Source organism: Dermacoccus sp. MPR-E5, from assembly GCF_058809565.1.
Map to the genome: position 1 here is coordinate 1 of NZ_JBXASS010000009.1, position 26,921 is coordinate 26,921.

Sequence of the window (26,921 nt, forward strand, 5' to 3'; positions counted from 1 at the left end):
GGCGGGCGGGGTCCGCGCGGCGTACCCGTCGGGGTCGTTGTCAGGGGTACGGCGTAGGGTCGGATGCATGGAATCGATTCGTCTGACGCAGTACGCCCATGGTGGCGGGTGCGCGTGCAAGATCCCGCCCGGCGAGCTCGAGGAGGCGGTGAAGCACCTCGTGGGGCAGCCGAATCCGAGTGTCATCGTCGGCCTCGACGACGGTGACGACGCAGCCGCCGTGCGCGTCGGCGAGCAGGCGGTGCTCTCGACGGCTGACTTCTTCACCCCTGTCGTCGACGACGCGTACGACTTCGGTCGCATCGCGGCCGCGAACGCGCTCAGCGACATCTACGCGATGGGCGGCACCCCCGTCGTCGCCATCAACCTCGTCGGCTGGCCGCGCGACGTGCTCGGCCTCGACATCATGGCCGAGGTGCTCCGAGGCGGCGCCGACGTCGGTGCGCAGGCGAACTGCCCCGTCATCGGCGGCCATTCGATCGACGATCCGGAGCCCAAGTTCGGCATGGCCGTCACCGGCATCGCCGACCCGGGCAAGCTCATGCGCAACGACGCCGCCGAGGCGGGCCTGCCCATCTCCCTGACGAAGCCGCTCGGCGTCGGTGTGCTCAACAACAAGCACAAGTCGACGGGCGAGGTTTTCCCGCAGGCCATCGAGGTGATGACGACGCTCAACCGCGACGCGTCGATCGCCGCCGTCGCGGCGGGTGTCAAGGCGGCGACAGACGTCACCGGTTTCGGTCTGCTCGGCCACCTGTGGAAGATGTGCCGCGCCTCGGGCGTTCGCGCCGAGATCGACTCCGCTGCCGTGCCGTACATCGAAGGCGCCCGCGACGCCGCAGCCGAGGGTTACGTCTCCGGCGGCACGCGTCGCAACCTCGACTGGGTGCGTGAGCACATCACCGCAGCCGACGGGATCGGCGAAGACGAACTGCTGCTGCTCGCGGACGCTCAGACGTCCGGCGGCCTCCTCGTCATCGGCGAGGTGCCCGGCGCGCCCGTGATCGGCCGCACCCTCCCCCTCGACGGCGGCGCCCCCGGCATCAGCGTGCGCTGACTCGAACAGCACAGCTGCACGAGAAATGCGCATCTGCACGGGTATCAGCAGTCACGATCCCGGTGCAGATGCGCATTTCTCGTGTACAGACCCGGCCAGCCGACGAGCCGACCCGCCAGACACGCGAGCGCTCAGAGGTTGACGGGCTTGCCGTCCGGGCCAGGCAGCGGTCGGCGCCCATCCGCGGTGCGGGGGGCGTCATCCGCCGAGGCCAGCCGCGGGCCTGTCGTGATGTTCTCCGTCCCGCCACGCGCGTCGAGGCGGCGGCGCTGCGGCCCCATCGTGTACTTCGGGTCCTTCGCCGATTCCATGCCGGCTTCGAACACCGCGAAGCGTGTGCACACCGAGCCTGCGACGAAGCAGGCCCCGGAGACGACGGACGCCACGCGCGAGCGTCGCGCGAACAGCGCCGTCCCGACGAACCCGGCGACGTTGAGCGCCATGCTCGCCTTGTTGAGCTTGCCGGCAGTACCGTGGTGCAGCGGCTCGCCGACGCCCTCGGCGTCGAGGTGCTTCTCGAGACGATTGAGCACGCCGAGGTCGACGGCCGACCCGATGAGCGCTAGCGCCCGGGCGGGGCCAGCCTTCTCGACTGGCGTCCACATCATCGCGTTGCCGCTCGCCGCGGCCGATGCTGAACCGCCGAACACAAACGGCAGGTACAGCCGCGACTCGTGCCACGTCGGCGTCGACGTGTTCGACAGCAGCACCGCCGTGTACGTCGCCAGCGGCGCCGCCATCGACGCACCGAGCGCGACGAATCCCGGTTCGGTGACGCCGAGCATCTTCTCGACGCCGACGAGTGCCCCGTTGACGCGCAACCCGGCGTCACGACGACCCGCAGCACGCGACTGCCGCCGCAACCACCGCGACCCCGGCACCTCGAGCGAGGACGCCGACGCGACCTCGCCTGCAGCCCCGGCCACGCGATCGAGCGCGCCGACCAGACCCGTCACGGTGCCGCTTCGCTTGAGCGGCAGCATCCGCAGCACCTCGAGGGCCGCGAGCGGCATCGCACCGCCGCTGAAACCGGAGAGGATCCACGTGCCCACCGACATCGGCGAACTGAGCTTCGCCACGCGCATCATGTTGTAGAAGCGCTCCGGGCGACCCAGGTCGCCGATGAGCGACGCACCCGAGACGGCGACCGCAACGGCCGTCGTCAGGCGCGTCACGCGCTGCAGGGGTTCGTTGCCCGTCAGGTACGCGCCGGTCGCGAGCAGCTGAGAACCGCCCGCGAGGCCACCGAAGAACAGGTACGTCGGGATCGGCCATTCCCACGGCACGGGCTTGATGACGCCACGCCCGTAGTAGCTCTGGAACTCGACGTCCGGCACGAGCGCGCGCTCACCGCGGCCCTCGCGACCGTTCAGCCAGTCGGTCGGACGGCGACGCTTGCCGCCACGCCCGCCGCGACGGCGCCGCCCACCCTCGGGTTCAGGATCCCGATACGCATCAAGGGAATTCACGCTCACGCCACACCACCTCCGACGAACGCCAGCGCTGCTGCGGCCATCATTCCGCCGGCCGCCATCGCCATCCGCTTGTACGACTCCGGCAAGGTCTTCGACGGCGCCACCGGGTCCGGTGGCAGTCCGTACACCTCGGGATCGTCGAGCAGGAGGAAGACCGAACCGGTGCCGCCGACGCCGTCGTCGAGGTTCGCGCCGTAGAGGCGCGCCTCCGTCATGCCCTGCGCGTGCAGCTGCGCGACGCGCTCCTCCGCGATCGCGACCATCTCCGCATGCGTGCCGAACTTGATCGACGTCGTGGGGCACGTCTGCGCGCACGCGGGCGTCTGGCCTTCCTTCAATCGGTCGTAGCACAGCGTGCACTTCTGCGCGTTGCCGTGATTGACGGTCGCCGTCTTCTCACGCCGTTCGATGACGCCGAACGGACACCCGCCGACGCAGTAGCCGCAGCCGTTGCACACGTCGGCCTGCACGACGACCGTGCCGAACTCGGTGCGGAACAGCGCGCCAGTCGGGCAGTTGTCGAGACACCCGGCGTGCGTGCAGTGCTTGCAGACGTCGGACGCCATGAGCCACCGGAAATCCTGAGCCTCGTGCAGCGCCGTCGGCATGACGCCGTTGTCGGTCGCGACGATGTCGAGCACGTTGACCCCCGCCAATTCGTCCGTCACCTGCGCCCGTTCGACGTCGAGCGCCGGGGCGCCCGGGTCGAGCGCTGACGGTGCGTCGGTCGCGTAGTCGGTGTGCCCACCGGCGACGCGGATGGCGCGCGCGGCGTCATCCGGCAGGTCGGCGAGGTGCGACGCTTCGCCCGAGCCGCCCGCAGCGTCTGCACCGGCGCCGGAGGCCGACCGCAGCGTCGGCATGCCGAGGTCGACGAGCTTGCGCCCCGACTCACGGGCCCGCGCGATCTGCTCGCCCGACTGCTCGACGAACGCGACGTGACGCCACGTGTCGGCACCCAGCTCACCCGTGTTGTCGTAGGAGTAGCCGGTGAACTCGTACCCGTCCTCGGGGTTGCGGTTCCACTCCTTGCACGCGACCTCGCAGGCCTTGCAGCCGATGCAGATCGAGGTGTCGGTGAAGAAGCCCATGCGTTCGGCGAGGACGTCGTTGGGCGCACCACCCGTCAGCGTCGTCGCCTCCGGGGTGCCCCAACCCGCCTGCTTCGACGGGTCACCTCCACCCGCGAACTGCGAACGGATGTACTCGGTCACCAGGCTCATCAGTCACACTCCTGGCAGATCTCGTTGCCCGTCTCGACGGTGACGCCGGCGCGGCTCTGGTACTCACTGACGAGCTGCTCGTACTCGTCCCGATCCTGTGGACGGCGGCCCGGGCGGATGTCGCACATGCCCATCTTGCCCTCCTGGATCTGGGTGTTGCGATCGAGCACCACGCCGAGCAGGTCGTTGGCCGAATCACCATGCACCTCAGCGGACTTCGCGCTGCCCCAGTGGTACGGCATGCCGATCTGGTGCACCATGCGACCACCGATCTTGAGCGGCACCATGCGGTCGGTGACGAGCACGCGCGCCTCGATCGCCGCGCGAGCCGACACGACGGTCGCCCAGTCGCCGTTCTCGAGGCCCTTCTCGGCCGCGAGATCGGGTGAGACCTCGATGAACATCGACGGCTGCAGCTCCGACAGGTACGGCAACCAACGGCTCATGCCGCCGGCCGTGTGATGCTCCGTCAGGCGCCCGATCTGGAACACGTACGGGTACACGTCGCCACCCGGCATGCCCTCGCTCGGCGCGTTGAGGTTGTCCTTACGACGGAACGTCACCCGTGTCGGGTTGGACTGCTGGCTGTAGAGCGGGTTGCGCATCGGCGATTCCGCCGCCTCGTAGTGCGTCGGCATCGGGCCGTCGACGAGACCGAGCGGCGCGTAGAGCCAGCCCTTGCCGTCCGCCATCATGATGAACGGATCGTCGCCGGCGAGGCCGTCGGGCCCACCCACACCCTCCTTCGGACGGTAGGACGGGGCGGTCTTGAGCGGGAAGTCGGGGTTGTCCTTGCCGACCCACTGCCCCTTCTCCTCGTCCCACCAGATGAGCTTCTTGCGCTCGCTCCACGGCTTGCCCTCACGGTCCGCGGAGGCGCGGTTGTAGAGCGTGCGGCGGTTCGCGGGCCACGCCCACGCCCATTCGGCGGCCGTCTCGTCCTGCTCGTACCCAGGCTTGCGCCGCGCGGCCTGATTGACCCCGTCCTTGTAGATGCCGGCGTAGATCCAGCATCCCGACGTCGTCGAACCGTCAGCCTTGAGATCCGCGTACGTCGCGAGGGGCTTGCCCTCCGCGTCGGTTCCGTTGATCTCGGCCATGACCGATTCGGCGATGACCTCGCCGTGCTCGTCCTTGGGGTAATCCCACGTGATCGCCTTGAGTGGCTCGTCGATGGGGTCGCTCGAATCGGCCAGCCTGGCACGGATGCGCACCCCGACCTCGTGGAAGAAGTCGAGCTCGCTCTGCGCGTCGCCCGGCGGGTTGACCGCCTTGTGACGCCACTGCACGAGGCGTTGGGTCTGGGTGAACGTACCGGCCTTCTCGACGTGCGTCGCCGCGGGGAAGAAGAAGACCTCGGTGTCGATGTCCTCACTCCTCCACTCCCCGGAGGCGATCTCCGGCGCGTCCTTCCAGAACGTCGCGGTCTCGATGAGCTGGAAGTCGCGCACGACGAGCCACTTGAGGTGGCGTAGGCCCTCACGTTGCATACGGGCGTTGGCCGAGCCGACGGCCGGGTTCTGCCCGAGCACGAAATAACCCTCGACCTGGTTCTCGATCATGCCCATGACCGTCTGGTACGTCCCGTGCGCGCCGGACAGACGCGGCATGTAGTCGAGCCCGAAGTTGTTCGCACTTGTCGCGTTCTCGCCGTACCAGGCCTTTAACAGCGACACGGCGTACTTGTCGGCATTCGCCCAGTACCCCTTGGCGTCCTTCGACACGATCGAGTCGATGTAATCCTCGAGCGTTTCGTGGTCGGAGACCCGCGGCATCGGAAGGTAGCCCGGCAGCAGGTTGAACAGTGTGGGAATGTCGGTCGATCCCTGAATCGTCGCGTGTCCGCGCAGCGCCATGATGCCGGCGCCAGGACGCCCGACGTTACCCATGAGCAACTGCAGGATCGCCGCGGTGCGAATCATCTGGGCCCCGCCGACGTGCTGGGTCCAACCGACGGCGTAGGCGAACATCGTCGTGCGCTCGCGACCAGAGTTGGCGACGACCTCGCGGGCGACGAGTGCGAAGTCCTCCTTGGAGACGCCGCACACCTCTTCGACCATCTCCGGTGTGTAGCGCGCGTAGTGCCGCTTCATGATCTGCAGCACGCACATCGGATCGGTGAGCGTCTCGTCGCGCATCACGGCCGAGTGCGCGAGCGTCGGGCCACCCGAGCCGTGCGTCTCGGCGCCACCGCTCGCCTGGTGGCCCGAGGAACCGCTCTTCTCGTCACTCGAGGTGCCCTGATCCGGTTTGCCGGGCGGCGTCTTGTACTGCCACGAACTCTGGTCGTACTGGCCCGTGGTCGGGTCGTACCCGGAGAACAGGCCGTCGAGATCCTCGGTGTCGACGAAGTCGTCGCTGACGATCGTCGCGGCGTTCGTGTACGCGACGACGTAGTCGTGGAAGTACGTCTCGGTCGTCAGCACGTGGTTGATCAGCGCGCCGAGGAAGACGATGTCACTTCCGCCACGGATGGGGATGTGCTTGTCGGCCACGGCGGACGTCCTCGTGAAGCGAGGGTCGATGTGGATGACCTTCGCGCCACGCGCCTTGGCCTCCGTCACCCACTGGAAACCCACCGGGTGGCACTCGGCCATGTTCGACCCCTCGATGAGGATGAGGTCGGCGTTCGCCATGTCCTGCAGTGGATTGGTGGCTCCACCACGCCCGAACGAGGCTCCCAGACTGGGAACCGTGGCGCTGTGTCAAATACGCGCCTGGTTCTCGATCTGTATGGCGCCCGCGGCGGTGAACAGCTTCTTGATGAGGTAGTTCTCCTCGTTGTCGAGCGTTGCTCCACCCAACGAGGCGATTCCCATGGTGCGACGCAGGCGGTTGCCTTTGTCGTCCGTCTCCTGCCATCCGTTGCGGCGGCTGGCGATGAACCGGTCGACGACCATGTCAATGGCCTTGTCGCGCTCGATCGGCTCCCAATCGGTGCCACCCGGCTTGCGGTAGAGCACCTGCTTGACGCGTGAGGGGTTGTTGACGAGCTGCTCGCTCGCTGCCCCCTTCGGGCACAGGCGGCCGCGCGAGATCGGCGAATCTTTATCGCCTTCGATCCCGACGACCTTCTCGTCCTTGACGAACACGCGCTGGCCGCAGCCGACGGCGCAATAGGGGCAGACCGACTGCACGACGCGGTCGGCCGTCGTCGTGCGCGGTTCGAGCGTTCGAGTCTTCTCACTCGTCACTGCCGGGCCGCGACCGAGGAAATCCTTCGATCGCACCTGACGCAGGACGGGCCACTCGAGGGGTGACAGACCCATTGAGCTCCCCTTTCGTCGCATGCGTGATCGTTCTGCGTCCAAGTCTAGACCCGAGAGCCGACAACCCAACCGTCAGGCGCCGCCCGGAGCGCCGATCACGTTGCCGGGCGGCGAGATTCGCTCGCCTCGAGCTCTTGCCGCGCCGTCGCGCAGATCACTGCGGGCAGGCCTCCTGCAGCACCTCGACGACCGACGGCAGGACGTGCGTGTGCGGGCTCGCCTCAAGCGTCTCGCGCGAGACGGAACCCGAGAGCACCCCCGCGACGAGACCCGCCCCGCTGCGGGTACCCGCGACGAGATCGGCACCCGTGTCGCCCGCGACTACGACCCTTCGGACGTCGACGACGCCGGCACGTTCCATCGCCCGGAAGATCATGTACGGCGCGGGACGCCCCGCCGCCACCTCGTCGGCCGTGACGAGCGCATCGACCATCCCGCCGTCCTCGAGCGGCCCGACGCGCCAGCCCACCCCATCGAGCACCATGTCGGCGACGTCGCGGGTGAAACCGGTCGTCAGGGCGACCTTGAAGCCGGTGGCGCGGTGGATGGGCACGCTCGTGCGTGATCAGGTGATGTTCACCCCCGGCTGATTGGATGAGCGGGTGACCACCCTCCTGCTCATCCGCCACGGCCAGACCCCCAACAACGTCATCGGTGCGCTGGATACCGCGCTGCCCGGCGCCGGGCTCACCGAACTCGGCCACGCGCAGGCCGACGACCTCGTGCCGCGCCTCGCCGATCGCCGCATCGATCGAGTCGTCGCGTCCGCCCACGATCGAGCGCGTCTCACGGCCGGACCGCTCACCGCCGAACGCGGGCTGACGCTGACGCAGGACGCCGGCTTCGGTGAGATCTTCGCCGGTGATCTCGAGATGGCGACGACGCACGAAGCCGCCGACATCTACCTCGACACGGCCTACGCGTGGGCCACCGGTGACCTCGAGGCGCGCATCCCGGGTGGCCCCGCCGGCGCGGAGACGCTCGAACGGTTCACCGAGGCACTCGAACGCTCCCTGGACGGGCTCGACGACGATGCGACGCTCGCCGTCGTCAGTCATGGCGCGGTGCTGCGGCTATGGGTGACGTCGCAGTGCGAGAACCTCACGCCGCGGGAGGTGCGTCAGCGTCGGATCCCCAACACGACCGTCCTGACGCTCGAGGGTCGGCCGGGCGCCTGGCGATTCGTGGCCTGGGACGAACCGCGCCTGCTCGACCTCGCCGCCGACGACCCGACGGCCAACGCCGACGAAGACTGAATAGCCCGCGGCGCGCATCGCGTCAGCCGTCCGCCGCCTGAGCCACATGATGCTGCCCGAGTCAGTCAGGACTGACTCGGGCAGCGCCACGTGACGCGACTGATCAGGCAGCCTGCGCGCTCGTGCTCGACAAGGTGGGCGCCGTGGTCGACGAACTCGTCGAACCCGAACCACCCTGCGTCTGGCCGCTCGGCGCGCCATCGTGGCGGGGTCCGTCATGCCCGCCCGGCCCGCCGGGCTTGCCGGCCGTCACAGTCACGGTCTTGAGATCCATGCTGACGTCGATCCGCACGTGCGCACCCGCCTTCGTGTCGAACGCGTGGTAGGTGCCGTCGCTCTCCTTGTAGACCTTCTCGACGGTGACGCCCGAGTCCTTCGCCTTGACGGCGTTCTTGACGCCGGTCAGGGCGGTACCCGTCACCTCGGTGCCGCGGTGGTGACCGTGGTGGCCGTGACCCCGGCCGGTGCGGACGGTGACCGCCTTGAGGTCCTTGCTCACCTCGACCATGACGCGCTTGCCGGACCTCGTGCCGAACGCGCGGTACGAACCGTCCGGCGCCTGACGCACGCCCTTGACGGTGATCGACGCGTCCTTCGCCTTCACCGCATTCTTGACGTTCGTCGCCGCGGTCCCCGCGACCAGCTTGTCGTGCATGCCGCGCATGCCGTGCCCGTCCTGGCCGGCGGCGCTGCCCTGCTGCGTCGTGGTGTTCGGGGTGGAGGTGCCGGTGCTCACCGTCTGCGAGCTCGCGAGCGCCGCCCCCGAGACCGCGAGGGTGCTCACTGCGCCGACGCCGGCGGCGATCTTACGACCGTTCTTCGCCATGGTTGACTCCTTCATCCGTGGGCCTCGACCGTTCGTGGCCCGACGGATGCACGCTGACCGCCGCGGCTGTGATGAAGCTATGTGCACTACAAGGCGAGCCCATGCGTTCGCCTGCCGTCAGGTTCGAAGAAGCTGAGAGAATGCCGCCATGCCCGGCGCTCCCTCCGACGATCTCGCACCCATGACCTCTCCCGCTCCGTCCGCCCTCCCGTCGAGTGGCGATCACATCGCGTTCTATCGGTTCGTCGCGGTGCCCGACGTCGACGCCGCCGTCGTGCGGGTGCGCGAGCTGTGCGCTGCGCGCGAGGGTTTGACGGGGTCGGTCCTCATCGCGAGCGAGGGCGTCAACGGCATGCTCGCCGGAGCGCCCGAACAGGTCGACGCCTTCCGCGCGGCAGCGAGCGCCGACGCCGTCACGCGGGCCCTGTTCGACGGCATCGTCACCAAGCGCACCGCGTTCACACGTCCGCCGTTTCGCCGCATGATGGTCAAGGCGAAGCGCGAGATCGTGCCGCTGGGCGTCGACGGGCTCGACATGCCGAACCGCATGGAGGACGTGCGTGCCACCGACGTCGCGCCGCAGCGATGGCGCGAGCTGATCCGGCGCGACGACGTGATCGTCCTCGACAATCGCAACAGCTTCGAGTTCGGCGTCGGCCACTTCGAGGGGGCGATCGACCCGGGCGTCGAGAACTTCCGCGACTTCGCCGACTACGTCGAGGCGCACGCGCCTGCGTGGCGTGAGAGCGGGACGAAGGTCGCGATGTACTGCACGGGCGGCATCCGCTGCGAGAAGTCGAGCCCGTGGATGCAGGATCTGGGTCTCGAGGTCTTCCAGCTTCAGGGCGGCATCCTCAACTACTTCGCGCAGATGCCGGACGCCGACGTCGACTGGCGCGGCGAGTGCTTCGTGTTCGACGAACGCGTCAGCCTCGACACGCACCTGCGCGAGAGCGGCACGGGCGCCGCGGACATCGACGAGCCCCGCCCCTCCGAGTGACGAGCGCGGGGCGCCTGCCCGACGGCACATGACATGTCGCCCCCGCTGACGAGTGCCCGCTGGGTCGTCGGGGCGTCGCGTCGTCGGGGCGTCAGGTCGCCGGGCCAACTGGCTGACGGACCGCCCAGCCCGCTGAAAATCGGGTGACGCCACCCCGCCACGCCGCCTAGCGTGAGGGTGTTCCCACCACTCCAGGAGGCCTGTGTATTCATCGTCCTTGCCCTCGGCCGGCGGCTCGTCCGGCAGCCACCTGCGCGTCGACGGCGTGTCGAAGAGCTACCCCGACCGTCGCGTCCTGACGAACATCTCCTTCAGCGTCGCGGGGGGCGAACGCGCCGCCCTCATCGGCGAGAACGGCACGGGCAAGTCGACGCTGCTGCGCCTCGTCGCCGGCCTCGAGCGCCCGGATGCGGGCAGCATCACCGCGCCCGGCAGCGTCGGTCTGCATCATCAACAGGCGCCGTTCGCCCTGACGCTGACGGCGCAGCACGTGCTCGACGACGCCGCTGAGCCGATCCACGCTCTGGCGCGAGCGGTCGAGGTCGCGGGCGAGCGTCTCGCGCGAAACGCCGAGGACGCGCTCGCCGCAACCGAACTCGACGCGGCCCTCGCCGCGGCGGAGCGAGCCGATGCGTGGAACGTCGAGCACACGATCGACGGACTCGTCGACGGCCTCGGCATCGGCGCAATCGCGCGTGACACGCCGATGAACGAGGTCTCCGGCGGCCAGCTCGCCCGCTTCTCCTTGGCGTGGATGCTCATCCGCCGTCCGCAGACGCTGCTGCTCGACGAACCGACCAACCACCTCGACGATCGTGGCGCGCAGCTGCTCACATCGATGCTCCTGACGTGGCCCGGCCCGGTGCTGCTCGCGAGCCACGATCGTGCCTTCCTCGACGAGAGCGTCACCGACCTCATCGACCTCGACCCGCGGCCCCTGCCGCACCGGGTCGCCGCCCGCATCTCCGATGCCTCGGACGCCGGCGCCGCCCACGGCGTCACGCGTTTCACGGGCACGTTCTCCGACTACGTCCTCGCTCGCCACGACGAGCACGAACGCTGGGCGCGCCAGTACGAGGACGAGCAGGCCGAACTCAAACGGCTGCGCGCGAAGATGAGGGAAGACCACACCGTCGGGCGCCCCGAACGAGGGCCCCGCACCGAGGCGCGCGGGGCGAAGAAGTTCTACTCGGACAAGAACGCCACCGTCGTCGCGCGCCGCGTCAACGATTCGCGCACGGCGCTGGAGCGACTCGAGAAGACGCAGGTGCGCAAACCCCCGGCCACGTTGCGGTTCAACACCGAGCGTTCCCTCGCGGCGGCCTCACGCCCGTCCGAACTTCCCGGCGGGCCGCTGCTCGCGGCGTCCGCCGTCAGCGTTCCGGCGCGTCTGGAGCCGACGAGCCTGACGGTGTCCGCCGGCGAGCGCCTCCTCGTCGAGGGGCCGAATGGGTGCGGCAAGTCGACGCTGCTGCGCGTCCTCGCCGGCGAGTTGGAGCCCGTCACGGGGTCAGTGCATCGCGAGCGCCGCGTCAGCGTCGGATTGCTCGGCCAGGACACGGCACCGCTCGCGTTCGACCGTCAGCCCTCTGGCGGCCCTGACGTCGACGCCCCGCACCTCGAGCCCGACACAACCGTCCTCGACGCCTACCGTGCCCGTGTCGGTGACGACCTGGCAGCGCGACGCCCGCTCGCGACGTTCGGCCTCATCGCCGGACGCGACGAGAACCGTGCGTTGGCCGACCTCAGCGTCGGGCAGCGTCGTCGTCTCGATCTGGCGTGTCTGCTCGCGTTGCCGCCGGACGCGCTGCTGCTCGACGAACCGACCAACCACTTCTCGCTGCTGCTCGCCGAGGACGTCGAACGGGCTCTCGACGACTACCCGGGCGCCGTCGTCGCCGCGAGCCACGACCGCATGCTGCGCTCGCGCTGGGCAGGAGAACGCCTCGCACTGAGCTCCCAGAAAACCCTCTAGCCACGCTCCGGAAAGCGGCGTAGGGTCGAGGCAACTGTTGTCCAGAGAAAGGAGTCCATGTCATGGGTATCGATGACAAGTTCGACAACGCCAAGGACGAGAAGCTCGGCCAGGCCAAGGAGGCCTTCGGCAAGGCGAGCGACGATCAGGGTCTCGAGGCCGAGGGCAAGGGCGACCAGATGGGCGCCAACCTCAAGCAGGCCGGCGAGAAGATCAAGGACGCCTTCAAGGGCTGATTGCCCGAAGCGTTGCCTACTTGGTCACGGGGCGCATCCTCACGACGAGGATGCGCCCCGTGTCGTATGTCCGCCCGGTCCAACCCTGCAGGCTCCCCCCGGGTACGAGCGCAGCGTCGACGGCCGATCGTCACGATGCGGTCTCGGTTGCGTCGCGTCCAGAGCGCTCGCCCAGGCCGCCCCGCAGCGTCAGACCGCGTCACCCACGCGACATTCACAGGCCCCCTTAACACTCCCGTAACAATGGGGCGCGAGGGGTGTCACCTCGCTGGCCTACAGTGCTGAGCGGCACACCTGACCGGCGACGTGCGTCCCCGCGCGAGGCCGAGGTGTCCTCCTGTTCATGAAAGGCAACGTATGTCCTCGACTCCTGACGCGCTGAAGAATTCGGCCGCGTCCGATTCGCGCGACTCCGGTGACACCGGGTACGCCAAGCACCTGAAGAACCGCCACATCCAGATGATCGGCATCGGCGGCGCCATCGGCTCCGGCCTCTTCCTCGGCTCCGCGGGGCGTCTCAACGAAGCCGGCCCGTCCCTGATCTTCAGCTACGCCATCTGCGGCGCCGTCGCGATGATCGTCGTGCGTGCGCTCGGTGAGATGGTGCTGCACCGCCCGAGTTCGGGTGCCTTCGTCTCCTACAGTCGCGAGTTCATCGGAGAGAAGGGGGCGTACGCAGCGGGCTGGTTCCACTTCCTGAACTGGGCCTTCACTCTCATCGCGGACGCAACGGCGATCGCGACGTTCCTGTACTTCTGGAAGCCGGTGTCCGACGCCTTGCCGAAGTGGGCGCTCGCCCTCATCGCGCTGGCGATCGTTCTCGCCATCAACCTCATCGGCGTCAAGCTGTTCGGCGAGGTCGAGTTCTGGTTCTCCATCATCAAGGTCGCCATGCTCGTGGTCTTCATGGTGGTCGCGATCTACTTCATCGCGACGTCGCACCAGCTGGGCCCTGATACCGCAGGCCTGCGCAACATCACCGATCACGGCGGGATGTTCCCGAACGGGCCGAGCCACATGTGGACCCTGATGTCCGGCGTCATCTTCGCCTACGCCGCCATGGAACTCATCGGTGTGGCCGCCGGCGAGACGGAGAACCCGCGCGAGGTCATGCCGAAGGCCGTGCGCTCCGTCCTGTGGCGCATCCTGATCTTCTACGTCGGCACGATCACGCTGTTCTCGCTGCTCCTGCCGCACACCGCCTACCAGGCGGACACCTCGCCCTTCGTGACGGTCTTCGACCGCATCGGCTTCCACATCGGCGGCGTGAAGATGGCCGACATCATGACCGTGGTCCTCGTGACGGCGGTCGCCAGCTCGATGAACTCCGGCCTCTACTCCACCGGGCGCGTGCTGCGCTCGATGGCCGAGGCGGGCACGGCGCCGCGTTACCTGCGCAAGATGAGCAAGCACCAGGTGCCGTGGGCCGCGATCGCGACGACGGCTGCCTTCGGTCTCATCGGTGTGGCCATCAACTATGCGTGGCCCTCGGATGCCTTCGAGATCGTCCTGGAGGTCGCCGTCCTCGGCATCATCGGCGTGTGGGCCATGATCCTCATCTCTCACATGATGATGGTGCGCAAGGCGAAGCGCGGTGAGATGCAGCGACCCGACTTCCAGCTCAAGGGCGCGCCCTTCCTCAACATCGTCGCGCTGGGCTTCCTCGGCTTCATCCTGGTCCTGATGGCGACGCAGGGTGGCGTGCTGCAGAAGGTCGTCCTCATCATGGGCCCGGTCGTGGCCGCTCTCATGATCGGCGGTTGGTTCCTCGTCCGCAATCGGATCAACGCCGAAGCGTTCGACTCCGAGGACAACGCCATGGTGTGAGCCTCCGCTCATCACGTCTGATGCCCCGTCTACGTTCGTAGGCGGGGCATCACGCGTCGATGGCGTCATCTCAGAGCGGACACGTGTGTGCACGCGGTCACATCGGTGGCCTAGAGTGTGCCAGTCATGTGGCCTGGGCTACGGCCCTCGAGCAGTAAGGCATCCCTCGATGTCCTCCCTCCTCTCTGAGCCTGCGCCCACCTCCGGGTCCGCGGCTCCCGGCGCGAACGGCCCCGCCGACGCCCCGCATTCCCGCGACGCCGGTGACACCGGGTACGCCAAGCACCTGAAGAACCGCCACATCCAGATGATCGGCATCGGCGGCGCCATCGGCTCCGGCCTCTTCCTCGGCTCCGCGGGGCGCCTGCACGAGGCCGGCCCGTCCCTGATCTTCAGCTACGCCATCTGCGGCGCCGTCGCGATGATCGTCGTGCGTGCGCTCGGTGAGATGGTGCTGCACCGCCCGAGCTCGGGCGCCTTCGTCTCCTACAGTCGCGAGTTCATCGGCGAGAAGGCGGCCTATGCCGCCGGGTGGTTCCACTTCATCAACTGGGGCTTCACCGTCATCGCCGACTCGACGGCCATCGCCGGGTTCCTCATCTTCTGGAAACCGATCTCCGACGCGCTGCCGCAGTGGGCTCTGGCGCTGCTGGCTCTCACGATCGTGCTCGTCATCAACCTCATCGGCGTGAAGTGGTTCGGCGAGATGGAGTTCTGGTTCTCCATCATCAAGGTCGTCACGATCATCGCGTTCATGTTCGTCTCGATCTTCTTCATCGTGACGAGCAAGGATCTGTCGTCGGACGGTCAGCACGCCACGGCCGGCCTGCACAACATCACCGACAGCGGTTTCTTCCCGAACGGCGTGTCGCCGATGTTCATGCTGATGTCCGGCGTCATCTTCGCGTACGCGTCGATGGAACTCATCGGCGTCGCCGCCGGCGAGACGGAGAACCCGCGCGAGGTCATGCCGAAGGCGGCGCGCGCCGTCGTGTGGCGCATCCTCGTGTTCTACATCGGCACGATCACCCTGATGACGCTGCTGCTGCCGACCGACCAGTACAAGAAGGGCGAGTCGCCGTTCGTCACCGTGCTCGACCGCGTCGGGTTCCACATCGGCGGCGTCCACATGGCCGACATCATGAGCGTCGTGCTGATCTCCGCCGTCGCGAGCTCGATGAACTCCGGCCTGTACTCGACCGGCCGTGTGCTGCGCTCGATGGCGATGGCCGGCACCGCGCCGCGCTACCTCGCGAAGATGAGCAAGACGCAGGTGCCCTACTGGGGCATCTTCACGACGTTCGCGTTCGGCCTCATCGGCGTCGGCATCAACTACGCGTGGCCGTCGGACGCGTTCGAGATGGTCCTCGAGCTCGCGACGCTCGGCATCATCGGCGTGTGGTCGATCATCCTCATCAGCCACCTCATGATGGTGCGCAAGGCCAAGCGCGGCGAGCTGGAGCGACCCGACTTCAAGCTCAAGGGCGCGCCGTTCCTCAACATCTTCGGCCTGCTGTTCATGGCGGCCGTGCTGCTGCTCATCATGTTCGGCGACGACCCGAAGGCCGCCAAGGCCGTCTACATCGGCGGGCCCGTCCTCGCGGCGCTCATGGTCGGCGGCTGGTTCCTCGTGCGCGGCCGCATCAACTCCGAAGCGTTCGACGACGAAGCGTCACGTCTGTGCACTCCAGACGCCTCCTCGTGACCGGATCGCTCACGGCGATGACGGCCCTGCGTGCGACGACGCCGCACGCCTCCCCTAGTGTGTGCGTGCCCAGGCCGCACCCGGCCTCGACGTGAAAGGGAGCGATGTCGACCTCCGCCGACACCCAGAACAACCCGGCGCCCACCGCGGGACGCCCGGCCGACGCCGGTGACCACGGCTATGCGAAGAACCTGAAGAACCGGCACATCCAGATGATCGGCATCGGTGGCGCCATCGGCACCGGACTGTTCCTCGGTGCCGGTGGCCGCCTCGAGAAGGGCGGGCCGTCCCTGCTCATCTCGTACGCCATCTGCGGTGTCGTCGCGATGATCGTCGTGCGCGCCCTCGGCGAGATGGTCGTGCACCGCCCGAGCTCGGGCGCGTTCGTCAGCTACAGCCGGGAGTTCATCGGCGAGAAGGCTGCCTACACCGCCGGTTGGATGCACTTCATCCACTGGGCGACGACGATCGTCGTCGACTGCACCGCGATCGCCCTGTACTTCCACTACTGGGGCTTCTTCAGCGAGCACGTCCCTCAGTGGGTCATCGCAGCCATCGCCCTCGTCGTGACCGTCGCGATCAACCTCGTCGGGGTGAAGCTGTTCGGTGAGATGGAGTTCTGGTTCTCCATCATCAAGGTCACCGCCCTGCTGGGGTTCATGGCCCTCGCGATCTACTTCATCGTCTCCGGCCACCACGTCGGTGGTTCCGCACCCGGGCTCCACAACATCACCAACCACGGCGGGTTCTTCCCGCACGGTCTCGCGCCGATGTTCATGCTCATGCAGGGCGTCATCTTCGCCTACTCGTCGATGGAGCTCGTCGGCGTCGCCGCCGGTGAGGCCGAGAACCCGCTCGAGGTCATGCCGCGCGCCGTCAACTCGGTGCTGTGGCGCATCATCGTCTTCTACCTCGGTTCTCTCGTGCTGCTGACGCTGCTGCTGCCCACCGATGAGTATTCGTCGACGACGTCGCCGTTCGTCACCGCCCTGGCGCAAGCCGGCGTGCCACACGCGGGGGACGTCATGAACGTCATCGTCATCACGGCCGCGGCATCGTCGATGAACTCGGGCCTGTACTCGACGGGACGTGTCATGCGGTCGATGGCCGTCTCCGGTTCGGCGCCGCGCTTCCTCGGCGTCATGAGCGGACGCGCCGTGCCCGCCGCCGGCATCATCGCGACGGCTGCACTCGGCGCTGTCGGCGTGGTCATCAACTATCTGTGGCCGAGCGAGGCGTTCGAGATCGCGCTCAACTTCGTGTCGGTGTGCATCATCGCGGTGTGGTGCCTCATCATGCTGAGCCACCTCGCGTTCGTCGTGAAGTCGAAGCGTGGCGGCGCCCCGCGGCCCGCGTTCCGCCTGTGGGCCTCCCCCGCGAGCGACATCTTCGCGCTGCTGTTTCTCGTCGCCGTCGTCGTGCTCCTGGCGACCAGTGACAACAAGGGCTTCCTGACGGTCTGCGTCGCCTCCCCCATCGTTGCGATCGTCCTTGTCATCGGGTGGTTCTTCGTGCGGAACAGGATCGACCCCGACGCCTTCGACGCCGAGGAAGCACGCCTCGAGGGCCACGAACACTGACCCTCACCTCGGCACCCTGACGAACCCCCACCTGCCTGATGGGTGGGGGTTCGTGACGTCGCCGGTGCAGGAGGTTCGGTTGTGGCCGACGGCCGCCGACGCGCGATGGGGGTCATGTCGTTCGCCACTAGACTGACCGGGTGATCGAGCTTCCTGTGCTGTTCTCCACCACGCCCGACTACTACCGTTTCGCCGTCGTCGAGCTGCGCCGTGAGCTCGACATCGAGAAGGTGACGCGCGTCGGCGAGGACGCCGGGCTCGTGCAGTTGAAGGACGGCGGCCTCGAACGGATCCACGACCTCGCGACGAGCGGTTACCTCAGGTTCTGTAAGTACCTCGCGAACGTCGAGGCGCACACGCCGACGAAGGCGCATCGGCACGACGACGTCGAGGAGATCGCCGAGTGGGCCCTCGACGCGATGACGACGCGCCTCGAAGCGCTGACCGAGGCGGGCCGATATCGGGCCGGTGACGCCGTGTCGCTGCACACCTGGGATTCGGGGCAGGCGCCCTGGGCGCCGGGCAAGGTGCGTCGCCCCCTGCTCGAGATGCTCATGGACGAAGGTGTCCGCGTCGTCCCCGGCGGCGCCGAGCACACGCTGTCGCTCTGCCTCGGTGAGGATCGTCTGACGACGGGGGTGACGCCGACCCACCTCGGCCTGTCCGACTGGGCCGGCGGGCGCATCCGCCTCGCCGCGCGCAAGGAGCAGGTCAGCCGCGCCGAGTTCAAGCTCGAAGAACTCTTCGGTCTCATCGACGTGCCGCGCGGAGACGTCGCCGTCGACCTCGGCGCGAGCCCCGGGGGCTGGACGCGCATCCTGCGCTCGCACGGTTTCTCGCAGGTGCACGCCGTCGACCCGGCCGACATCGACGAGCGCGTCATGAACCTCGGCGGCGTCGAGCATCACAAGACGACGGCGGGCGAGTTCGTCGCGAAGCACGGCGAGCGCGTCGACCTCATCGTCAACGACATGCGCATGCCGCCGCAGCTTTCGGCGCACACGATGCTCGAGGCGTCCGACATGCTGCGTCCCGGCGGCAGCGCGATCGTGACGTTGAAGCTCGGCACGAACAACCCCGTCAAGCAGGCCGACGAGGCGATGACGATGCTGACGAAGGCGTACGACATCACCTTCGCGCGACAGTTGCAGCACAACCGCCACGAGATCACGCTGGTGCTCTCTCGCGTGTGATGCCGGCGCTCATCTCCCAGCATCGGGAGAAAATGCGTCGCCGCTCACCGAGTTGGCTTTAGAACTCCCAATGTTGGGAGGTAATGAGTCGCCGCTCGCCGAGTCGGCTGCAAAACTCCCGACATGATGAGTTCTGAGCCCGACGCTGCCGACGCTGCCCGACTCTTGCGTGAACAGGCACCTCACCTTTCGACGCTCGAGGTGCGCCCGAGCAAGACGTCCGGCAGCAGCAACTGGGTCTTCCGGATCGGGGAGCACCTCGCGCTTCGGCTGCCACGCTCCGATGCCTACGCCGACGACCTCGCCAAGGAGGTGACGTGGCTGCCGATGCTCGGAGCTGCCGTGAGAACACCGATCCCCCGAATCGAGTTCACCGGGCGCCCAAGTGCGGTGTTTCCGCGCCGATGGGCCGTCGTCACATGGCTCGAAGGCCGCACGCCCAGAGATCTTGAGGCGCCGATGCAGCAAGCGCTTGCCACCACGCTCGGCGAGTTCACCGCAGAGCTCCACGCGCTCGACACCTGCGGCGAAGTGGGCGGCGCCGAGCGCTGGGGCTACCGCTGTGGGGAGCCGGTGAACGACACCACTGACGGCTGGGTCGAGGAAGCAGCCGATGAGCTGAGCGATCTCTTCGACCCGGCTCAGGTGCGCCTGGCGTGGAAGCGGCTGCGCGAGGTCGGCCCCGCGCCGAAGGCCGGGGCCTGGGTGCACACCGACCTGTCGCCCGAGAACGTGCTCGTCGACGCTCGCGGCGCGCTGGCCGGGGTCATCGACTTCGGCGGGCTCGGTGTGGGTGACCCCGCGGTCGACCTGCTCTACGCCTGGGACCTCTTCGACGCACCGGGTCGCGCCGTGTTCGCGCGTGCCGCTGGTGCCGACGAGGCGATGTGGGCCCGTTCTCGCGCATGGGTCTTCGCCGGGCCGGGTCTTCTCACCTTGGCGGACTACCGCCACACCATGCCCGAGCGCACTGCGCGACTTCCCGTGCGACACGACGCGGACGACCTCCCACCCCTCGGCGCGCAACGCCGCTTCTCGCTCGATGTCCGCGTGCTTCTGCGCCTCGGTGGTGTAGTGATGATCGCCGTCGTACTCGATCGCGATCTTCAGCTCGGGGTACGCGAGATCGAGCCGACGACGACGCCCGCCGGCCATCACCTCGACCTGCGCCACCGGTCGCGGCAGCCCCGCAAGGATGAGCAACACGCGCAGCCGCGTCTCCATCGCCGACTCTGCTGCCCCATCGACGAGCCGCACGAGATCCCGCCCGCGCCCGGGCCGCGTCCCGAGCGACTCCGCCCATGCAGCACGAGCTCGCACTGCATCCACCGACCTCAGGCGCAGGACGGCATCGGCGAGAACGACGGTGTCGACGAGGGAGAGCCGCGGAAGAGGCGACGGACGTCATCGGAGGCGAGGTCGCTCCGACTCAGGCCCGCCGCGAGCGCCTCCTGCGAGGTGAAGGGCAACGGACCGAATGCGCCCAGCGCGGTGCGTCGCCGCTCGGCTACCGCTCGGCGGGACGCGCGCTGTCCGGACGACGTTTCAGCTGCGGGTGAAGAGGTGGTCATGCCCTCAGACTCGCGGGTTCGCTGCGACCGTGCCGAAAGTTATCCACAGGACCTGGGAGCTTGGCGGGCGCGGCCGTCGAAGCGCCCGAGCTTGGGGTTTCGCAGCCGACCCGCGCCCCCGCCGGCCTTAAACGCCCGAGCTTGGGAGTTTCGCAGCCGACCCGCCACCCCCTGGGCCTCAGACGCCCGAGGTTGGGAGTTTCGCAGCCGGCCCGCGGCACGCGACCGTCGAAACGCCCAAGCTTGGGAGTTTCGCACTCAGCGTCCGCGCAGCGTTCCGAACGCCTCCGAACGAACCCGCCAACAACCCGTGCCACAGGTCACCGTCGTGGGTGGAAATGTTGAGTTAACGGCGAGTTCGTCGTCACTTTCGACATTCGACACTGAAACCCAACAGGTCACCATGCATTTGTGACTCAGCTCACAAGCTTGGTTCGATCGCCCATTTTATCTTGACGTCGAGATACCCGTACGTTCGAAGAGTCCCCATTCGTGCAGCGGAAAACAATCGTGGCCAGCCACGAAACGTCCGCGGCCGGGGTGACCGACGACAGCGATCAGGACGGCACGCGCGGAGATCCCGCTCGGGCCCGATCGCACACTAAGGATGGCCGATCCACATGACGACGATGGACATGCCGAAGGCCGGCGTTCCCACCGAAGGCGGCACGACGCACGAGGGCCTCGCGGCCTGGGTTGCGGAGGTCGCCGAGATGACCACCCCCGACCGCATCCAGTGGGTGACTGGATCGGATGAGGAGTGGAAGCAGATCACCGACAAGCTCGTCGAGCAGGGTACGTTCACGCGCCTCAACGAGGAGAAGAAGCCGAACTCGTTCTACGCCGCGAGCTCGCCGCAGGACGTCGCGCGCGTCGAGGACCGCACGTACATCTGCTCCGTCGACGAGAAGGACGCCGGGCCCACCAACAACTGGATGGACCCGAACGAGATGAAGGACCTCATGCGTGGCCTGTACAAGGGCTGCATGAAGGGCCGCACGATGTACGTCATCCCCTTCGTCATGGGTCACCTCGAGGCCGAGAACCCGATGTTCGGCGTCGAGATCACCGACTCGGAGTACGTCGTCGCGTCGATGCGCGTCATGGCGCGCTGCGGCACGAAGATCCTGAAGCGCATCGAGGAGCTCGGCGAGAACGCCAAGTACGTCCCCGCGCTGCACTCGCTCGGCGCGCCGCTCGCCGACGGCCAGAAGGACGTCGCGTGGCCGTGCAACGAGGAGAAGTACATCGTGCAGTTCCCCGAGGAGCGCACGATCTGGAGCTTCGGCTCGGGTTACGGCGGCAACGCGCTGCTGGGCAAGAAGTGCTACTCGTTGCGCATCGCGTCCGTCATGGCGCGTGACGAGGGCTGGCTCGCCGAGCACATGCTCATCCTCAAGCTGATCTCCCCGGAGAACAAGGTCTACTACGTCGCGGCGGCCTTCCCGAGCGCCTGCGGCAAGACGAACCTCGCGATGCTGAAGCCGACCATCCCGGGCTGGAAGGTCGAGACGCTCGGCGACGACATCGCCTGGATGCGTTTCGGTGAGGACGGCCGCCTCTACGCCGTCAACCCCGAGTTCGGATTCTTCGGCGTCGCGCCGGGCACGAACGAGCACACGAACCCGAACGCGATGGCCGCGATCAACAAGGGCAACAGCGTCTTCACGAACGTCGCCCTGACCGACGACGGCGACGTGTGGTGGGAGGAGCTGGAGAACACGCCGGCTCACGCGACGGACTGGAAGGGCAACGACTGGACGCCCGAGTCGGGCGAGCTGTCGAGCCACCCGAACAGCCGCTACTGCACGCCGATCGACCAGTGCGACATCCTGGCCGACGAGTACAACGACCCGCAGGGCGTGCCGATCTCGGCGATCCTGTTCGGTGGCCGCCGCAAGACGACGGTTCCGCTCGTCACCGAGGCCCGCGACTGGCTGCACGGCACCTTCATGGGCGCGACGCTGTCGTCCGAGACGACGGCCGCCGCGACCGGCGCGGTGGGCGTCGTGCGCCGCGACCCGATGGCGATGCTGCCGTTCATCGGCTACAACGCCGGCGACTACTTCCAGCACTGGGTCAACGTGGGCAAGGACGCCGACGCATCCAAGCTGCCGGCGATCTTCTACGTCAACTGGTTCCGTCGTGACGAGGACGGCGGCTTCCTGTGGCCGGGCTTCGGCGAGAACAGCCGCGTCCTCAAGTGGGTCATCGAGCGCATCGAGGGCAAGGCCGCCGCGGTCGAGACGCCCATCGGCCACGTCCCGACGCCCGAGTCGCTCGACGTCGACGGCCTCGGCCTGACGGACGCGCAGCTCGAGAAGGCGCTCGCCGTCGACGTCGAGGAGTGGAAGGCCGAGATCCCGCAGATCGAGGAATGGTTCGCGAAGTTCGGCGACCAGCTGCCCGTGCAGCTGCAGGTCGAGCTCGACGGTCTCAAGGAGCGCCTCGGCGCCTGAGCCCATCACGGAGACGCTCGCCGCCTCGGTGCCTGCATGAGTAGGTTCCGCTTCGGCGGGGCGTGCGCCAGCAGGTTCCGCTTGGGCGGGGCAGACTCGGTGAAGCCCAGCAGGGTGCGTCTCCCCCACGACGTGGCGATCCCGGCCGATCGTCACTGGCCGTCGTCGGTCACGAAGCCTCCCGCGTGCTCACCCGAGCGCCCGGGAGGCTTCGCCGTCCCCCCGGCGATCCTCGTCCCCGTCGGCGAATCCTGTCCCCTTTCGCGATTCTTGGTCACATTCGCATCGGCGCCCGGCGGGAGCACCTCGGCGTCCGTGGCGGCGTCGAAGGTGGACGAGAATCGCAGATGGGGACGCCGTTCGCAGAGGTGGACGAGAATCGCGAAGGTGGACGAAATTCGCAGATGGGGACAGGAATCGCCGTTGAGGACGGGCGCAGGCTCGGGCACGGGCCCTCTCTGAGGGCTGGCGGTAGGCTGCGCCGAGACGAGAGGAATGACCGCATGATCCCCTTGGACGAGGCCAGCGCCGCCGTCATGGAACACTGTCGGAGCGGCTCACGCGTCCTGCTCGGTCTTGCCGGCGAGCCGGGCGCAGGGAAGTCGACGGCGGCCGCCCGCTTGCTGCTCGACGCCGACCAGGCCGGCGTCACGGCCGCCGTCGTGCCGATGGACGGCTTTCACCTCGCGCACAGCGTCCTCGAAAGCCGGGCGATGACAGACGTCAAGGGCGCGCCCGAGACGTTCGACGCGCACGGCTTCGTCGCGCTCGTCGAACGCATCCACGCCCAGCGACCCGGCGATCCGACGATCTGGGCCCCCGAGTTCCGCCGAGAGATCGAAGACGCGGTGGCCGGTGCGATCGAGGTGCCCGCCGACACACAACTCGTCATCGTCGAAGGCAATTACGTGCTGCTCGACGAGGAGCCGTGGGCCCGCCTGGCGCTGCTGTTCGACGTGGCGTGGATGCTCACTCCCTCAGCCGAGCGACGCATGGCCCGTCTCATGGCCCGCCACGAGTCGTACGGCAACGACCCGGCCGACGCCCGACGACGTGCCCTCGGACCGGATCAGACCAACGCCGAACGCGTCCGCGCACACTCGCAGCGACCCGGCGTCACCATGGTCGACCCCGGCTGACGACAGCGCGGCCGGTCAGCCTCCGCTGCCGAGGGTCATGGGCGCGCACCACGCCGTGGCACCCCACGGGAACTGCGCCCACGGGAAGATGACCTGGATCTCCTGGAGGTCGAGCACCTGCCATCCGGCAGGTGCGTTCGTACCTCCGACACGGACCGGATCGAAGCACATCCATCGACCGATCTGGAGCCCCCGACCCCACGCCGGATCAAAGCCTGTCCCCGGCGCAGGGGGCGTCGTCGGGCCGGTCGACGTACTCGGCTCAGGCGACGTGGGCTGCGGCGAGGTCGGTTCCGTCGTCGTCGGTGGGTTGACGATGCTCGTCGTCGGCGACGTCGGTTCCGGGCTCGTCGCCGGCGGTGATGTCGGTTCCGCTGTCGTCGGCGGAACGACGATGCTCGTCGTCGGCGACGTCGGTTCCGGGCTTGTCGGCTGTGGAGTCGTCGTTTCTGGCGAGGTCGGTTCCGTCGTCGTCGGCGGGTTGATGATGCTCGTCGTCGGCGACGTCGGTTCCGGGCTCGTCGGCTGCGGTGATGTCGGTTCCGCTGTCGTCGGCGGAACGACGATGCTCGTCGTCGGTGCCGTGGGACGTGACGAAGTCGGCTGGGCCGGTGACGTCGGCGTCACGGGCGGCACGGTGCTCGTCGTCGGGGCAGCCGTCGACGATGCGGTGGGGACGTCACTCGTGGTCGAATGGCTCGTCGCCGGAGGGTCGGCCACGACGATGCCCGGCCCGGTGGGCATCGACGGCGCGCTCGTCGGCGGCACCGTCGGGACGGCGTCAGCGCTCGGCGCGGCCGCCACCGAGCGCACGGGCACAGGCGGCAGCGACGTCGCGCTGTTAGCTGATGAACGGCTGGCGCCGGCATCGCTCGCCGTCGGCTGAGCCGTTGATACATCGGACGTACCTGCCGTCGACGGCGCCACCGATGCCGAAGACGAATTCGTCGCCTCGGACGACGCCGCGCCCGTCGGCTGCGTCCCGGACGGCGCGCCGGAGGTGGGCGGCGCGCCCTGCGAGCCGGCAGCGCTCGTCTGGGACGCAGCGGTGCGCGTCTCGTACCGCGCCGAATCCTTGCCCATGTAGACGAGGCCGAACGCTGCCGATGCTGCGGCGGTGAGGACGAGGCCACCTGCGGCCCAGGTGCTCACGCTGCCACCCGCGCCGATACCGCCGGACCCACCCGAGCCGCCGGACGAACCAGACGAGCCCGTAGAACCGGAGCCTCCCGCCCCGTGCGGCATCGTCAGGGCTTCGCGCAGCGCTTCCATCTTCGCGACGTTGAGCGTCGCGGGGCTGACGGTGTGGGCCCGCGCCGACAGCGCCTCTCGAAGCGTCGCTTCGAAGGCGGTGAAGTCGTCAGGTCGCAACTCACCCATCGTTGCCTCGCATGGATACCGTCAGTTTCTTCATCGCGCGGGAAGCCTGCGATTTCACGGTTCCTGTGCTGATGCCGAGGGTCTTCGCGATCTCTGCCTCGCTGAGCCCCTCCCAGTAACGCAGGACGAGCACCTCTTTCATCCGCGCCGGCAACGCGTCGAGGTGACGCAGCACCTCGGCGTGCTCGTCGGCGAGGAGGACGGGTTCGTCGGAGCCGGGTGCCGTCTCGGGCTCGGCGACGGCCATGTGTTCGCGCGCGGTGCGTCGACGGCGTAGCGCCGAGCGCGCCTGATTCATCACGGCCGTGCGCAGGTAGGCGCGCGCGTTCGCCGGCGATTCGAGGTTGTGACGGTTGCGGTAGAGGCCCAGGAACGCGTCGTGGACGACGTCCTGCGCCGACTCGACGTCGTCGACGAACTGCCGCGCCAGCCGAACCATGTCGTGGTAGGTGCTCGTGTAGAGCTCGTCGAGGTCGAGACCCTCGGGTTCGCCGTGGCCGTCATCCGGCATGCCGGCCGCGGAATCGCGGCGGGACGACGCAGCGTCGCCGTCGCGACGCGCGCGACGGGAGGTCGCGTCCCCGGCCGTCATCGCCCACGGGGGGAGGGGGATGGGCACGACGATCAACGTCATGGCGTCTCCTCCCGTCACGTGTTGGGCGCGTGGACTCGCCCTTCGGCGCGGGGCGCGGGCGCAACCCGCCGGGCTCAGCGATGCATAGGTTCCGACTCTACAGGGTGTCATGGCGGTGGATTGTGGCGCAGCTTCGCCGATCCTCTTGTCGTTCGGCACGCACCCCACGCGCCGTCCGTCCACCCCGTTCATGACCGTATAGACGCATGAGACCCATGTGGGTTGCGCGGGTCGGCGATGAGAAACGCGTCATGCTGACGCGGACGCCCGCCGATCACTGCGACGCGTCAGCCGCGACGCTCGCTCGATGCGTCCGAGGAGAAGCTCGAAGCCCTGGAGCGCCGCGGCGCCACCGGACATCGCGTCGAGGGGTGCACGTGCTCCCTGAGCCTTCGGGACGACCGCGCGATCGGGCAGCGTCGGCGAGAGCACGAGCGGGCCGAACGCGCGCTCGAGCGCGGCCCGCTGCGCGCGCTGCTCCGCCATCGACGGCTTGTACCGATTGAGGACGATGCCGAGCGGTTGCAACCCGCCGGCCTCGGTGCGGCGGATCTCGTCGATCGCCGCGAACAGTCGCGTCACGGCGTTGACGGCGAACGCACCTGCCTCCGTCACGACGACGGCGCGGTCGCTCGCGACGAGCGCACTGCGCGTCAGGCCGCTCAGGGACGGCGGCGCGTCGATGAGAACGAGGTCGTAGTCGAGCTTGCCGAGCGCGGTGCGCAGCGTGTGCAACTGCTCGCCGTCGGCGTCGGGCCGGTCGAGGTTCGCCGTCGCGTCCGAACTCGGCAGCACGTGCAGATCGGCGTTGCCGCGCGGCCAGCCGGCCGGCACGATGGCGCGCTCGAGCACCTTGCGCTTCGGCCGCTCCAACACGTCAGCACTGACGGCCCCGGGAGCGTCGACGCCCAACGCGTACGTCGCATCCCCCTGCGGATCGAGGTCGACGACGAGCGTCGTCAGCCCCCTCGCCCGCGCTGCGGCGGCGAGGCCGAGCACGACGGACGTCTTGCCCACCCCGCCCTTGAGGCTGCACACGCTGACGACGAACATGTCTCGAACCTTACCGAGCAACGCCGCCCACCGGGGACGTTTCACCGCACCGCGACGACCGAC

22 protein-coding genes are annotated in these 26,921 nt (G+C 68.4%); 13 read left to right on the forward strand and 9 right to left on the reverse strand.

What is annotated here, in order from left to right; genetic code table 11:
• Nucleotides 1–67: 67 nt before the first annotated feature.
• A complete protein-coding gene (gene selD / locus AC1RS9_RS08315; protein ID WP_006945665.1) occupies nt 68–1,057 on the forward strand; it encodes a selenide, water dikinase SelD in 990 nt (329 codons plus the stop codon).
• A 131-nt stretch (nt 1,058–1,188) separates the two neighbouring features.
• Here selD and nrfD read toward each other — a convergent pair whose 3' ends face one another.
• The 4 genes from nrfD to AC1RS9_RS08335 all read right to left on the reverse strand — a co-directional run bounded on the left by nrfD (nt 1,189) and on the right by AC1RS9_RS08335 (nt 7,577).
• The gene (nrfD, locus tag AC1RS9_RS08320; RefSeq protein ID WP_006945724.1) at nt 1,189–2,532 is read right to left on the reverse strand and encodes an NrfD/PsrC family molybdoenzyme membrane anchor subunit; all 1,344 of its coding nucleotides are present in this window, start codon (nt 2,530–2,532) and stop codon (nt 1,189–1,191) included.
• Entirely contained in the window at nt 2,529–3,755 is a 1,227-nt protein-coding gene (locus tag AC1RS9_RS08325) for a 4Fe-4S dicluster domain-containing protein (protein ID WP_006945686.1), read from the reverse strand. Before AC1RS9_RS08325 ends, nrfD begins: the two co-directional genes overlap by 4 nt.
• The gene (gene fdh / locus AC1RS9_RS08330) at nt 3,755–7,024 is read right to left on the reverse strand and encodes a formate dehydrogenase (protein WP_286697417.1); all 3,270 of its coding nucleotides are present in this window, start codon (nt 7,022–7,024) and stop codon (nt 3,755–3,757) included. Before fdh ends, AC1RS9_RS08325 begins: the two co-directional genes overlap by 1 nt.
• Nucleotides 7,025–7,178: 154 nt before the next feature.
• Nucleotides 7,179–7,577: an HAD hydrolase-like protein gene (locus AC1RS9_RS08335; protein ID WP_006945734.1), complete on the reverse strand. Its 399-nt coding sequence runs from the start codon at nt 7,575–7,577 to the stop codon at nt 7,179–7,181.
• A gap of 49 nt (nt 7,578–7,626) precedes the next feature.
• Here AC1RS9_RS08335 and AC1RS9_RS08340 point away from each other — a divergent pair, with 49 nt between their 5' ends.
• A complete protein-coding gene (locus tag AC1RS9_RS08340) occupies nt 7,627–8,280 on the forward strand; it encodes a histidine phosphatase family protein (RefSeq protein ID WP_006945659.1) in 654 nt (217 codons plus the stop codon).
• A 103-nt stretch (nt 8,281–8,383) separates the two neighbouring features.
• Here AC1RS9_RS08340 and AC1RS9_RS08345 read toward each other — a convergent pair whose 3' ends face one another.
• Nucleotides 8,384–9,106: a hypothetical protein gene (locus AC1RS9_RS08345; RefSeq protein WP_286697416.1), complete on the reverse strand. Its 723-nt coding sequence runs from the start codon at nt 9,104–9,106 to the stop codon at nt 8,384–8,386.
• A gap of 148 nt (nt 9,107–9,254) precedes the next feature.
• Here AC1RS9_RS08345 and trhO point away from each other — a divergent pair, with 148 nt between their 5' ends.
• From trhO to AC1RS9_RS08390, 9 genes are all read left to right on the forward strand, one after another.
• A complete protein-coding gene (gene trhO, locus AC1RS9_RS08350; RefSeq protein ID WP_492921118.1) occupies nt 9,255–10,106 on the forward strand; it encodes an oxygen-dependent tRNA uridine(34) hydroxylase TrhO in 852 nt (283 codons plus the stop codon).
• A gap of 217 nt (nt 10,107–10,323) precedes the next feature.
• Nucleotides 10,324–12,081, forward strand: coding sequence for an ABC-F family ATP-binding cassette domain-containing protein (locus tag AC1RS9_RS08355; RefSeq protein ID WP_492921120.1), 1,758 nt, complete (start codon nt 10,324–10,326; stop codon nt 12,079–12,081).
• Nucleotides 12,082–12,143: 62 nt separating this feature from the next.
• Nucleotides 12,144–12,317, forward strand: coding sequence for a CsbD family protein (locus AC1RS9_RS08360; RefSeq protein WP_006945671.1), 174 nt, complete (start codon nt 12,144–12,146; stop codon nt 12,315–12,317).
• Between the two features lie 357 nt (nt 12,318–12,674).
• Nucleotides 12,675–14,144: an amino acid permease gene (locus AC1RS9_RS08365; RefSeq protein ID WP_006945676.1), complete on the forward strand. Its 1,470-nt coding sequence runs from the start codon at nt 12,675–12,677 to the stop codon at nt 14,142–14,144.
• A gap of 169 nt (nt 14,145–14,313) precedes the next feature.
• The gene (locus AC1RS9_RS08370) at nt 14,314–15,849 is read left to right on the forward strand and encodes an amino acid permease (protein WP_492921123.1); all 1,536 of its coding nucleotides are present in this window, start codon (nt 14,314–14,316) and stop codon (nt 15,847–15,849) included.
• A gap of 104 nt (nt 15,850–15,953) precedes the next feature.
• Nucleotides 15,954–17,429, forward strand: coding sequence for an amino acid permease (locus AC1RS9_RS08375; protein ID WP_074040599.1), 1,476 nt, complete (start codon nt 15,954–15,956; stop codon nt 17,427–17,429).
• A 140-nt stretch (nt 17,430–17,569) separates the two neighbouring features.
• Entirely contained in the window at nt 17,570–18,622 is a 1,053-nt protein-coding gene (locus tag AC1RS9_RS08380) for an SAM-dependent methyltransferase (protein ID WP_235006077.1), read from the forward strand.
• 123 nt (nt 18,623–18,745) lie between these two features.
• On the forward strand, nt 18,746–20,608 hold the full coding sequence (locus AC1RS9_RS08385; RefSeq protein WP_492921125.1) for an aminoglycoside phosphotransferase family protein: 1,863 nt from the start codon (nt 18,746–18,748) through the stop codon (nt 20,606–20,608).
• A 205-nt stretch (nt 20,609–20,813) separates the two neighbouring features.
• Nucleotides 20,814–22,652, forward strand: coding sequence for a phosphoenolpyruvate carboxykinase (GTP) (locus tag AC1RS9_RS08390; protein WP_038566783.1), 1,839 nt, complete (start codon nt 20,814–20,816; stop codon nt 22,650–22,652).
• Nucleotides 22,653–22,804: 152 nt separating this feature from the next.
• Here the strand turns inward: AC1RS9_RS08390 and AC1RS9_RS08395 are convergent, their stop codons facing one another.
• Nucleotides 22,805–23,101: a hypothetical protein gene (locus tag AC1RS9_RS08395; RefSeq protein WP_150112709.1), complete on the reverse strand. Its 297-nt coding sequence runs from the start codon at nt 23,099–23,101 to the stop codon at nt 22,805–22,807.
• A 54-nt stretch (nt 23,102–23,155) separates the two neighbouring features.
• On the opposite strand from AC1RS9_RS08395, the gene AC1RS9_RS08400 reads away from it, so the two are divergent.
• Nucleotides 23,156–23,791 carry a nucleoside/nucleotide kinase family protein gene (locus AC1RS9_RS08400; RefSeq protein ID WP_051805585.1) on the forward strand — a complete coding sequence of 212 codons (636 nt, stop codon included), beginning with the start codon at nt 23,156–23,158 and terminating at the stop codon, nt 23,789–23,791.
• 15 nt (nt 23,792–23,806) lie between these two features.
• Here the strand turns inward: AC1RS9_RS08400 and AC1RS9_RS08405 are convergent, their stop codons facing one another.
• Nucleotides 23,807–23,962: a hypothetical protein gene (locus AC1RS9_RS08405; RefSeq protein ID WP_006944151.1), complete on the reverse strand. Its 156-nt coding sequence runs from the start codon at nt 23,960–23,962 to the stop codon at nt 23,807–23,809.
• A 100-nt stretch (nt 23,963–24,062) separates the two neighbouring features.
• On the opposite strand from AC1RS9_RS08405, the gene AC1RS9_RS08410 reads away from it, so the two are divergent.
• Entirely contained in the window at nt 24,063–24,677 is a 615-nt protein-coding gene (locus tag AC1RS9_RS08410; protein WP_492921128.1) for a hypothetical protein, read from the forward strand.
• A gap of 486 nt (nt 24,678–25,163) precedes the next feature.
• Here AC1RS9_RS08410 and AC1RS9_RS08415 read toward each other — a convergent pair whose 3' ends face one another.
• Together AC1RS9_RS08415 and AC1RS9_RS08420 are read right to left on the reverse strand one after the other, a co-directional pair.
• Complete coding sequence (locus tag AC1RS9_RS08415; RefSeq protein WP_492921130.1) at nt 25,164–25,805, reverse strand: RNA polymerase sigma factor; 642 nt, start codon at nt 25,803–25,805, stop codon at nt 25,164–25,166.
• A 249-nt stretch (nt 25,806–26,054) separates the two neighbouring features.
• Nucleotides 26,055–26,858, reverse strand: a complete 804-nt coding sequence (locus AC1RS9_RS08420) for a ParA family protein (protein WP_074039769.1) — start codon at nt 26,856–26,858, stop codon at nt 26,055–26,057.
• Between the last annotated feature and the right edge of the window lie 63 nt (nt 26,859–26,921).